Here is a 9,870-nt window from a genome sequence, read left to right as displayed (position 1 = left end):
CTCAGATGTAGGTGTCGGGCGTGTAGACGTCGAGGGTGCCGGTGCCGCTGCCGACCTGCAGCCGATGCCCGATCGCGTCTCCCGCAGGCACAGTCCACGTGTCCGCTTCGTCGAGTGACCCGGCAGGTGCTGGGGACCCGTTGATCGTCAGGAGGCCCGTGCGGAGGTCGTAGACGTGCTTCTGTCCGGGCTGCAGGGCACGCGTGACAGACACCCTCATGCCCCGGGCCGCTACGTCCCACCCGGGCGCGGAACCGGTGACGACGAGCAGCGGGGAAGCAGCCGCGTTGCCGTAGTGCGACACGACAGCGAAGCCGACATCGTCGCTCTGCACGTGGTTCTCGTCGCCGTACTTGAACGGATTCGGGAACCACAGCTGCATCTGCCAGTCCGCGACGTGCCGGGCGCGGGCACGGGTGACGACCTTCGTCTTCACCAGCCCACCGGATGCGAAGCGCACTGTCCCGTTGCGCCGGACGGTGATCTTCTCCGTAGTCCCACCGGACAGGACGCCGGTGAGGCGTTCAGTCCAGTACTGCGTCCGCGCCTCGGAGGGCGAGACGATCAGACCGGACAGTGACACGACGCGGGCGTCGGCGTAGCCGGTCGCGTCGAAGTCGCCCGCCGCGGCGACGCGCTGCACCGTCTCCCGGCGCATGTCCGGGGTATCGTCCCAGCCCTCGAACCCGTCCGGGCCGAGGTACACGCCGTCGGGTGGGGATCCGTCGAGCGGACGGCCGAGGACCTCGAGCCCGGGGAGGGTGATGGTCAGGATGCTCACCAGCTACCCCCTCCGGAGCTCGAAGTTCACGGCGTCGCCGGCGACACGGCCGACGGTCTGCTCGGACATGCCCGGCGACGTGTGCACGTCGACCTGCACACGCGGACCGTCCGCGGCCGTGCGCCCCCCAGGGACGGTGGTGCCCGAGCCGAAGCGGCGTCCCGTGATGCCGGTCGAGACGTCCTGGAACAGCGCCACGTCGGAGTCGGAGATCCCGCCGTTGAACTGGTCCATCAGCGCCCGGCCCGACGTGCGGACCGCTCGCCACCCGGACCCGGAGAACGGGCCCTCCGGTGCTGGCGAGTGCGGGAAGAAGTTCTGCACCTTCTTCAGCACCGAGCCCGCGACCTCACCGGCCTTGCCGATCATGTCGCGGATGCCGTCGATGAAGCCGCCGATCAACGCCCGTCCCGAGTCGCGCAAGATCGAGCCGACGCGGCCGAGGGCGGCGAGGGCCTTGCCCGGCATGCTGCGGACGAACTCGAGCGCCGCCGAGACGCCTGCCGAGAATCGCGCCGTCACGTCGGCCCAGAGTCCGGCGAAGAACGCCTTGATCCGGTCCCAGTTCTGCGCGATCAGCAGCGGCACCCCGATGAACGGAGCGACCACGGCGAGGATCGTCGGACCCCACGTCGAGAAGAACGACGTCAGGTTCGCCCACAGACCGGAGAAGAACCCGACGAGCAGCGTCCACGTCACCTTCGCGGTGTTGACGATGTTCGTCCACGCCTCGGAGAGGAACGTCGTGAACGCCGCCCAGGCCGCTTGCCCGACCTTCGTCTGGGTGAAGAACCAGACCAGGCCAGCGACGAGCGCGCCGATGGCGAGGACGACGATGCCGATCGGGTTCGCCGACAGGGCGACGTTGAACGCCCACTGCGCGGCGGTCGCGACGGCCTGCGCGGCGGCGAGGGTCCGCTGGAACACGGCCGCCGCGGTCATCGCGATGCGGTTCGCGACGAGGCTGGCCGTGTTCGCGAGGATCGACGCGGTCGCCGGCAGGCGGGTGAGCGTCGATGCTGCGGTGGCGCCGCTCGTTGCAACCGTGGCGGTGCGGTTGGCGAGCATGGCGTTGGTGTTCGCGACGAGCGCCCGGGTGCGGGCGAGGTCCGCGGCGATCTGCAGGGGCGCGAGGGCGACGCTCGCCGCCGACGCCGTGTTCGCCGCGAGCTGCCCGGTCTTGAACACCCCGAACGCGGCAGCGAGGGCCACGATGGCGGTAGCGAGCACCGCGGGATGGTCGCCGAGGAAGTCGAGGACCTGCGCGAAGCCGTTCAGGAGCTGCCCGACGACGGGCAGCCCGGACGCGATCAGCCCACCGATGGACCCGGAAATCCGGCCGAGGCCGGCACCGACCTCGACGAACAGCGGGAACAGCGGCCGGGCGGCGGTCGCCACCTTGCCGAGGTCCTCGCCAACGCCGGAGAACTCGCCCGTCTTCAGCCCGGTGAACAGCGTCGAGACGGCGTCGTGCACCTTCGTCGCGAGGGCGTAGATCGTCGGGGCAGCGTTCAGGCCGAACCGCTTGGAGAGGTCGATCGCGGTCGCGTCCGACGTGTCCCCGGCGAGGATCTTCACGACGTCGACGACGCCGAGCACGGCGTCACGAACACCGGAGGCGAGCCGGAAGATCACCGGTGCCTTGTCGAGGCCGAACGCCCTGGTCAGGTCGAACGAGAACCCGTCGCCGGCGACCCCGGTGCGGATGACCGCGACGACGCCGCGAACGAAGACTGCTGCCTTCTCGACGGCCGCGCCGAAGTCGATGCTGTCGAGCTTCGCCGACACAGCCTCGAGTGCGGGCTCGAGCTTCGCCGCGAACGCGTCCGCGTAGGGGGTGAGCGCTGCCGCAGCCCGGTCGATCGCCCCAGCCGTGGACTGGAACAGTCGCGGTGCGGCGTTCACGGCGGGCTGGGCGAACATCGCGCCGAGGCGGCCGAAGGCGGCCCCGATGTTCTTGAACGCGCCGCGGGCGGTCGCCCCGGACGACAGTGCAGCGCCACCGACGCCAGCCTCGAGGGCCTTCTGGAAGCCGGCGAAGTCGACCTTCCCCTTCGAGACCATCTCGGAGGCCTCTTCGGCGGTGACGCCGTACTCCTTCGCGACGAACTGCAGCAGCGGCACACCGCGCTGGGAGAACTGGTTCAGGACGTCGGTGGACAGCTTCCCGGAGGAGGCGACCTTGCCGATGATGTCGCCCATCTCGCCGAGGCCGGTCTTCGCGATCGTCGCCGCGTCGGCCGTCAGCTTCAGGGTCCGCTCGAGCTCCTGGCCGGGCTTGATGCCGGCGGCCACGACGGTCGCCGCGAGCGTCGCCGCGGTGTCGAGGCCGAACGCGGTGCCCTTCACCGAGGCGAGGGCGTTCGTCATGATCGTCTCGACGGACTTCGCCGAGTGCCCGAGGCCGTCGAGCTGCTGCTTCGCGTCCTGGATGTTCAGGGCACGGTCGAGGCCCTTCTTGAAGATCCCGCCGATCCCGACCGCAGCGGCGCCACCGGCGGTCGCGATGGCCGCGCCGACGCCGACCGCGACGCCCTTCGCTGCGCCGAGGATGCCCTTCCCGAAGCGGGAGCCGAACTTCGTGCCGGCGCTGTCGGCCGCGGAGTCGGCTTCGCTGACGACGGCGGAACGGAAGCCGACGAAGGTGGGGAAGACCGGGACTGTTGCCTCTGCTACCTCACTCAACGGCGGCCTCCGTTCCTACGATGCGAAGGCGGACCGTCGCAGAAGCTGGGCGCGCAGCGCGGCGCGTTCCTCGGGTGTGACGTCGGCGTGCTTCCCGGTGCCCTCGGGCCACGGCATCGGCAGCCGGATCGGGTCCGGGTGTTCCTTCTCGTCGCGGTTCACGTTGAGGACCGACTGCGTCTGCAGCGCCGTCATCAGCTCCCCGTACGACACCGCGAACTGCCAGTCGTTCAGCGCGGCGGTGAGATGCGAGCCGAAGTCGCGGCGCAACTCAGCGACGAGGTCGATCGCCTCCGGATAGGAGACGCTGCGACCGATCTCGTCGAGGCTCAGGCCGTAGCGGGTGCGGAAGTCGGCTCGGAGGGCTGACCGGTGCTCTCCGACGAGTCGGTAGAGCTGGGCGATTCCCCCAGGCTGGCCCCGAGTCGCGCGCCCACCTCCTGCGCCCAGCGCATGACGATCTTGTACGCCTGCGCGCCGTCGGCGAGGGACAGGAGCCGCTGCGAGGTGGGCTCGGGCAGGAGCTCGTCGAGGACGAACCGCGGGATCTTCATCGGCTCGAGTTCCTGCGCCGTCATGAACTTCTCGAGCTGCGGGATCGGCAGGCGGAGATCGAGCGAGATCTCGCCCTCCTCGGTCTGGCACTTCAGGCTGTTCTCGACGACGAGGAACTCGGGCTTCTTGCCCGGCGTCGGACCGGACGGCACAGCGACCGGGGCGGGCACGGGTGCGGGCTCGTTCGCCTTCGCGAGGGCGGCGGGGACCTCGGAGCGGTACTCCTGGTACGGCGTCGCCGGGCGCTCGACGGCGAACGGGCCGCTGTTCGCCTCGGTCGCTGCCTGGATCGCTTCCGGCGTCTGCTCGTCGGTCGGGGGCGTGGTGGGGTCGGACATGTGGATGCTCCTCGTGGATGCGGGGTGTGGATGCGGGAAGGGTGGGGCTGTGAGGGCCGAGGCATCCACTGCTCGGCCCCCACAGGTCAGACGCGGCCGGTCAGGACGCGACGGCGGCAGCGGCGGGGGTCAGCCACTCACCGATGTGCTCGTTGTTGAGGTCCGCGGAGCGCTTCGCCTTGAAGGTGAGCTCGGTGCCGTTGACGGTGCCGCGCTCGGACTTGTCGACCTTCGCGCCGGAGACGGAGATGTCGGCGACGCGGCGGCGGATGACGCCGTTCTTGAAGATCTCCTCGGTGAACAGCACGAATTCGAGCGCGTGGCCGCCGGCGTCGATCGTGATGTAGCCGTTCTCGTCCGGGACCTTGCCCCACGAGACCTGCCGCACGATGTCGTCGTACTGCGCGAGCTTCGCGACGCACTCGGCGTTCGCGAGCCCGGACGGGATTGAGTAGCCGTCCTGCCAGAACATGATCGGGTCGCCGTCGGGCTCGAGCGTCCACTCGAAGCCGCCGTCCTCGGTGAGGAGGCCGAGCTTCTTGAACGCGGCCGGGAGGGTGAAGTCGGCGGCGCCGCCCTCGGCCGGGGTCGGCTTGATGGTGCCCTTCGGGGCGTAGCCGGCGAAGCCGGTGACGGGGATGCCGACGGCGGTGACGTCGTTCCCGTACTGGTCTGCGGACATGGGGCTGCTCCTTCGTACGTGGAAGACCCCCGCAGCGTCGGCTCCGGGGGTAGGTGGGGGTGCTGGGTCAGAGGGCGCGGCCTGCGACGCCGTAGGTGACGGTCAGGTAGCGGCGGAAGCCGGGTGCCTGCTCGGTGACGGCGTACGGGCCGTTCGTCGAGCGGACGATCGCGACGGGGTTGCCGGGTTCGAGGCCGGGGACCTGGGTGGCGAGGGCGAGCACCATGCGGGCCGCCGCGTTCGCGTCCTGCTCGTCGGGCAGGAGCAGGGTGAAGCCGACCGACCGGTCGGCGGTGATGAACGAGGTGCTGGGGCCGCTGTCGTCGCGGATGACGAGCAGCCGGTCCGGGCGGGACTCGACCGGGTCTGGCCACTTGTTCGAGACGGTGAACCCCTGGCAGTACGGCTCCGGCCGGGCGGCGAGATCGGCGCGCAGCCGCTCGGTGAGGTACAGCTCGAGGTCGTCGTGGATGACGGCGCTACCCACGGCTCACCGACCCGGCGGCGCGGGCGAGGTTGCCGGTGAAGGACTCGATCAACATCGACTTCTCGTCCGTCGCCGCGACCTCGACCACGGTCCGGTGCGCGGCCTGCCGGGTGCGGACGATGATGCCGTCCCGGTACGCGCCGGTGTCGACCTCCGCGGTGCCGCGCGCGCGAGCGGCGATCTTCTCGGCGGTGCTCTCGAGGATCGCGACGACCTCCGGGCTGCTGCCGAGCTGGTCGAGGAACGCGTCGTTGAACTTCGTCGTCATCCGAGCACCTCCCGCAGCGGGATCTCCTGCACTGGCTGCCACCCGGTGAACGGGTTGACGTCCGCCTCCGGCAGCGACTCGACCGTGTACGTGTGAGGGCCGGAGACGATGCGGTCGCCGAGCTGCACGTCGAGGCCGGGCTCGCAGTAGAGGGACTTGGTCGTGATGACCTGTTGGCGGTTCGTGTCGGCGACGCCCACGGAGGACGCGGAGGCGACGAACGCGCCGGGGATGTCGAGCGGCGGCTCCGGGTGGGCCCAGTCTGACCGCGTCTCCTTGTGGGAGTACGGGTCGATCGTGAGGCCCGCCCGGAGCCGCTGGACGGAGGTGCCGTGCGCGAACGTCATCAGTCCTCCGTGATGGTGCCTGCCCACTCGGGGTCGACGAGGTTGCCGTACCGCACCTGGTCCGGTGCCGGCATGCGGACGGTGCGGACGCCGCCGATGCCGACGAGGTCGTCGAGCTGCTGCACCTCTTCGGGGAGCAGCCAGGAGGCGATCGCGGAGCGGGTGTTCCACTGCACCGAGGCGGCGCCGACGGACTGGCGGTCGATCATGCTCTGTGGCTTGTCGATGCGCCGGCCGATGGCGTCAGCTGCGGTGGAGGTGAACACGGGGGCGACCTTGTCGGTGATCCGGTCCCCGTATCGCGCCGTGAGGAGCGCTGCGAGGACCGGACACCAGGCGTCGACCCTGGGGTCAGCTGCCTGCTTCGGGGTCAGGAACTTCCGTACCGTTTCCGGTGTCAGCTCCATCAGCGGCCTCCTTCTCCTGCAGGGCCGTGACGATCACGGCGACCTTGTCGGCCTTCTTCGAGGCGGAGCCGAGGTCGATGCCCTCGCGCTCGGCGTAGGCGTCGAGCTGGTCGCCCTTCCACGACTCCTCCGGGACCCCTTCCGGAATCTCGACGACGTCGCGCTCGTGCGGCGTCTCCGCGCCGGCGACCGACCACCCCTTCTCGAGGTAGTAGGCGGCGGCTTCGTCCGGCACGGTGACCGTCTGCCCCTTGGGGTGCGTCAGGTTCGTCGTCATGACGTCCCCTCTCAGGCCGCGGCCGGGACGACGGCACCGACGGGCTCGGAGGCCGTGCCGGTGGCGTTGACGGTGTTGCCGAGCACGTAGGCGTACCGGGCCTTGAAGCGGAGGGCCACCATGTCGCGCTCCGCGAGGTTGATCTGGTTCTCGCCCGTGCCGATGGTGGCCTGGTCGAGGAACTTGACCGTGATGTCCTGCCGGACGCCCATGAGGACCCGGCTGCCGTCCGCGACGATCGCGGTGGCCTTCGCGTTGTCCCACGAGCCGTTCTTCGCGAACTGGGCGTCGAGGCCGGCGATGTTGTTCTGCGTCGCGCCGCCAGCGCCGAGGGTCTGCTGGTAGATCGCCGCGCCGTCCGCGCCGCGGAGGTTCGCGAGGCGGAAGCGGAGGCCGTTCGCGGAGATGATCGCCGACGGGTCGGCACCCGAGTCCGCGACGGCACCGGCGGCCTGGTAGATCGACCCCGCGAGGTCGTTTGGTCCCGGCGTCGCCGACACCTGGAAGATGTTCCCGGCGGCCGTGGCGGCGGCGAGCAGGTCGAGGCTCGTCCAGGTGGCCGGCTTCTGCTTGCCGAAGAACACCGCCTGGTCGAGCTTCTTGCCGATCGCCGTGCCGCCGAGCACGGTGATGTTGTTGAGCATGTCCTCGGTGGCGTCCTCGATCGTGTCCTCGTGCACGGGCACGATGACGGCGATCTCCTCGACGACGAACTGCTTGTTGCCCCAGGTCGCCTTCGAGGTCGGCTTGACGCCCGAGTCGTCGGTCGCGGACTCCGAGACCCAGTAGGCCTCGGGGAGCGTCGCCAGGACCGGCGCGTTCGTGATCTTCGTGCCGAGGGGCACGTTGCGGAAGCTCGCGAGGGCCGCGGACTCCGCCGACGCGGTCTCGAGGAGAACGTTCGAGTACTCCTCCTGGATGAGGGTCGCGACGTCGTCGCGGGTGATGTCTGCCATGAGCAGATGACTCCTTCTGTGGGTCGCCGGTACGGCGGGATGCGGGGGTGGGTGTCAGGAACCGCGACGTGCAGCGCCGAGCTGCCGGAGCGCGGCCGCCGCCTTGCTCTTGCCGCCCTTGCGCTTGTCGTCGTCGACCGGCTCACCTCGGCGTTCTCGACGTGGCTCCTGCCGCTGCCGGGTGCCGCCGACGAGGTACGCCTTGTCGGTCGCGAGCTTCTCGACGCGCTTCTTGATCTCGTCGGTGTCGGGCTCGTTGTCCTTCACCGGGAGGTCGGAGCCGATGATCTGCAGCGCGTCCGTCGGGTCGTTGAAGCCGAGGGTCGCGGCGATCGCCTTGACCTCGGTGTTCACGAGCTTCGACAGGAACTGCTGCGTGACCTCGCCGCTGGCCTCAACACGGGCGGCCTCGACCGCCTTCTGCTGCTCGGTCTTCTGAGACTCGAGGTGCTCGTCGTACTTCCCCTTCGCCGCCTTGAGGTCGTCGTAGTCCTTGAACTTCTCGCGCTCGCGCGCCAGACGGGACTCGATGATGCGGTTGAGGTCCTCCTGCGTCGCGGGCGGCGTGTACTGACCGCCGCCGTCTCCGCCGGTGGACTCGTTCCCGCCGCCACCGCCGTCGCCGCCGTCACCTGTGAACCGGAGACGTGGCCGCAGCATGGCGGTCGAGAGGTTGAAGGGGTCGAACATGGTTCCTCCGTAGATCCGTCGATGTACCGGCAGTTCAAGCAGGTGCCGTGCCTGCGTCCCCGCTACGCGGGTGGGTTCTGGGGTGCCGGCGGCAGCGCCGGCCGGGACGCGCCCGCGGCGACCGCGGCGCGACGGCGGGTGACCTCGTCTGCTGCGTCGAGGGCGTCCACACGTGACCACCCGGGCACGAGGCCGAAGAGCAGTTCGAGGGGCGCGTCGACCGAGGCGAGCTTCACGACGGCGTCGGCGACCTGGTCCAGCGACCTGGTCGACTCGTCGGCCCACGCCATCTCCGCGTCGAGCAGGGTCTCGTCCGCGACGCCGAGGAGCGCGCCGGCGTTCCGCATGGCGAGCTCGTAGCCCTCACCAAGCGCCGTCTGCCGGTCGCGGATGTTGCGCTTGTAGCCGGACTCCGACGCGGTGATGGTGTCGCCGCTGATATTCGACATCGGGACGAGCAAGGAGTGCGGGGGCACCTGCACGAGCGCGGAGAAGTCCTGGATGTGCTTGTTCAGCGCCGTGACGACGCCGGGGAGATCCGCCGCGGTGAACGTGCCGAAGCGGGCCGTCTCTCCGGACGCGCCGGACGCGTGCAGCAGCCCGTCAACGCTCGAGCGGACCTGCGGGACACCGTTCGCGTCGGTGGCGATCTCGCCGCCAGCCATCCACTTCTGGGGGAACGCCCCGTACCGCTGCACCATCTGCAGCGTGAACGTCGCGTCGACGATGCGCTGGTACACGGGGAGCGCGTCCTCGATGGACGACTTCGGGGACCCAAGCACCGGGAGGGTGTTCTCGATGCGAGCGACCGGACAGTGGGTCAGCCCGTGTGCGTCGAAGGTGAGACGCTCCGGGGTGCGGGCAGCGCCCTCGAAGCGGTACACGCCCTCGGAGTCGATGAACATCCACCGCTGCGTGCGCGGCTTGCTCAGCGACCCGGACACGAGGTGCAGGACGTGCTTCGGGCTCTCGTCGTACGGGTCCTCGAACGCCGCGAAGGTGACGAGCGACGACATGGGACGCATGACGACGCGGTTCGGCGACGCGTGGGGAAGGGACGCGAGGTACGAGTAGCCGAGCCCGATCGCGTCGCGGTTCAGCTCGACCTGCCGGCCGTCCATGCCGGACGCCTGCCACGCGTTCCGCCAGACGATCGAGTCGCTGTAGCCCTCGATACGGCAGCCCTGCGCGATCGAGTTCCGAGCGAACAACGGCCAGGGGCTCGACGCCTTCCGGAACAGGTCCTTGTACTCGAGGTCGGCGCTGTCCGGCATCCACGTGCGGAGGAGCTTTCCCTCCATCTTCTTCTGCAGCGTCGTGAGCCGCGTCCACTCGTTTCGGGCTGACTGCCAGAACTCGGAGATCAGGGTCCCGAGGTCGGTCGCGTTGAGCGGCAT

13 protein-coding genes are annotated in these 9,870 nt (G+C 69.9%); all 13 read right to left on the bottom strand.

The window, feature by feature from the left end; all coding sequences use genetic code 11:
- Position 1: 1 nt before the first annotated feature.
- Complete coding sequence (locus tag DEJ18_RS10220; RefSeq protein ID WP_111210920.1) at positions 2–781, bottom strand: hypothetical protein; 780 nt, start codon at positions 779–781, stop codon at positions 2–4.
- A 3-nt stretch (positions 782–784) separates the two neighbouring features.
- A complete protein-coding gene (locus tag DEJ18_RS10215; protein ID WP_111210921.1) occupies positions 785–3,466 on the bottom strand; it encodes a tape measure protein in 2,682 nt (893 codons plus the stop codon).
- A gap of 15 nt (positions 3,467–3,481) precedes the next feature.
- Positions 3,482–3,736, bottom strand: a complete 255-nt coding sequence (locus DEJ18_RS10210) for a hypothetical protein (RefSeq protein WP_111210922.1) — start codon at positions 3,734–3,736, stop codon at positions 3,482–3,484.
- 59 nt (positions 3,737–3,795) lie between these two features.
- Positions 3,796–4,359, bottom strand: coding sequence for a hypothetical protein (locus DEJ18_RS10205; protein ID WP_111210923.1), 564 nt, complete (start codon positions 4,357–4,359; stop codon positions 3,796–3,798).
- Positions 4,360–4,459: 100 nt separating this feature from the next.
- The gene (locus DEJ18_RS10200; RefSeq protein WP_111210924.1) at positions 4,460–5,041 is read right to left on the bottom strand and encodes a hypothetical protein; all 582 of its coding nucleotides are present in this window, start codon (positions 5,039–5,041) and stop codon (positions 4,460–4,462) included.
- A 67-nt stretch (positions 5,042–5,108) separates the two neighbouring features.
- Positions 5,109–5,528, bottom strand: a complete 420-nt coding sequence (locus DEJ18_RS10195) for a hypothetical protein (protein ID WP_111210925.1) — start codon at positions 5,526–5,528, stop codon at positions 5,109–5,111.
- Positions 5,521–5,796, bottom strand: a complete 276-nt coding sequence (locus tag DEJ18_RS10190) for an HK97 gp10 family phage protein (protein WP_111210926.1) — start codon at positions 5,794–5,796, stop codon at positions 5,521–5,523. The genes DEJ18_RS10195 and DEJ18_RS10190 overlap by 8 nt, the downstream gene beginning before the upstream one ends.
- On the bottom strand, positions 5,793–6,143 hold the full coding sequence (locus tag DEJ18_RS10185) for a hypothetical protein (RefSeq protein ID WP_111210927.1): 351 nt from the start codon (positions 6,141–6,143) through the stop codon (positions 5,793–5,795). The genes DEJ18_RS10190 and DEJ18_RS10185 overlap by 4 nt, the downstream gene beginning before the upstream one ends.
- Positions 6,143–6,550, bottom strand: a complete 408-nt coding sequence (locus DEJ18_RS10180) for a hypothetical protein (RefSeq protein WP_181434229.1) — start codon at positions 6,548–6,550, stop codon at positions 6,143–6,145. Before DEJ18_RS10180 ends, DEJ18_RS10185 begins: the two co-directional genes overlap by 1 nt.
- The gene (locus tag DEJ18_RS10175; protein WP_111210929.1) at positions 6,495–6,827 is read right to left on the bottom strand and encodes a hypothetical protein; all 333 of its coding nucleotides are present in this window, start codon (positions 6,825–6,827) and stop codon (positions 6,495–6,497) included. Before DEJ18_RS10175 ends, DEJ18_RS10180 begins: the two co-directional genes overlap by 56 nt.
- An 11-nt stretch (positions 6,828–6,838) precedes the next feature.
- On the bottom strand, positions 6,839–7,783 hold the full coding sequence (locus tag DEJ18_RS10170) for a phage major capsid protein (RefSeq protein ID WP_111210930.1): 945 nt from the start codon (positions 7,781–7,783) through the stop codon (positions 6,839–6,841).
- Positions 7,784–7,837: 54 nt separating this feature from the next.
- Positions 7,838–8,473, bottom strand: a complete 636-nt coding sequence (locus DEJ18_RS10165; RefSeq protein WP_111210931.1) for a hypothetical protein — start codon at positions 8,471–8,473, stop codon at positions 7,838–7,840.
- Positions 8,474–8,535: 62 nt separating this feature from the next.
- Positions 8,536–9,870, bottom strand: a complete 1,335-nt coding sequence (locus tag DEJ18_RS10160; protein ID WP_111210932.1) for a phage portal protein — start codon at positions 9,868–9,870, stop codon at positions 8,536–8,538.

It is taken from the genome of Curtobacterium sp. MCSS17_015, from assembly GCF_003234265.2.
GTDB lineage: Bacteria > Actinomycetota > Actinomycetes > Actinomycetales > Microbacteriaceae > Curtobacterium.
Note: the sequence above shows the minus strand (reverse complement) of the source record. Positions and strands in the feature narration are given on the sequence as shown.

Coding starts and splice junctions, on each gene's coding strand:
- DEJ18_RS10205 (WP_111210923.1), bottom strand. CDS start 4,359: ATGTCCGACCCCACCACGCCCCCGACCGACGAGCAGACGCCGGAAGCG.
- DEJ18_RS10200 (WP_111210924.1), bottom strand. CDS start 5,041: ATGTCCGCAGACCAGTACGGGAACGACGTCACCGCCGTCGGCATCCCC.
- DEJ18_RS10190 (WP_111210926.1), bottom strand. CDS start 5,796: ATGACGACGAAGTTCAACGACGCGTTCCTCGACCAGCTCGGCAGCAGC.
- DEJ18_RS10185 (WP_111210927.1), bottom strand. CDS start 6,143: ATGACGTTCGCGCACGGCACCTCCGTCCAGCGGCTCCGGGCGGGCCTC.
- DEJ18_RS10180 (WP_181434229.1), bottom strand. CDS start 6,550: ATGGAGCTGACACCGGAAACGGTACGGAAGTTCCTGACCCCGAAGCAG.
- DEJ18_RS10175 (WP_111210929.1), bottom strand. CDS start 6,827: ATGACGACGAACCTGACGCACCCCAAGGGGCAGACGGTCACCGTGCCG.
- DEJ18_RS10170 (WP_111210930.1), bottom strand. CDS start 7,783: ATGGCAGACATCACCCGCGACGACGTCGCGACCCTCATCCAGGAGGAG.
- DEJ18_RS10165 (WP_111210931.1), bottom strand. CDS start 8,473: ATGTTCGACCCCTTCAACCTCTCGACCGCCATGCTGCGGCCACGTCTC.
- DEJ18_RS10160 (WP_111210932.1), bottom strand. CDS start 9,870: ATGCCGCTCAACGCGACCGACCTCGGGACCCTGATCTCCGAGTTCTGG.